The 230-nt window shown below is 55.2% G+C and carries 1 protein-coding gene; it reads right to left on the reverse strand.

Going from position 1 to position 230, the window contains the following annotated elements; genetic code table 11:
- Positions 1-230, reverse strand: a 230-nt coding sequence (locus DB48_RS19580) for an Ig-like domain-containing protein (protein ID WP_152619208.1), incomplete at both ends; no start/stop codon positions are given.

The raw sequence follows: 230 nt of genomic DNA on the forward strand, positions 1-230 counted from the left end.
GACAGTTGGCTGTCGATATCGCTGTCGTTATCGAGCACGTTGCCGCTTGCGACGGTGTCTTCTGCCACGGTGTTGCTGTCGTTGGCCAGTACAGATGGGTCATCTACTGGGGTGACAGTAATGGTCAGGGTGGCACTTTCACCGGTGTTAGTGGTGTAGGTGATGACCGGCACACTGCCGTTCCAGTTGTCGTTTGGCGTAAAGGTGTATGAGCCATCGGCGTTGATCAC

It is taken from the genome of Shewanella sp. cp20 (assembly GCF_000832025.1).
GTDB lineage: Bacteria > Pseudomonadota > Gammaproteobacteria > Enterobacterales > Shewanellaceae > Shewanella.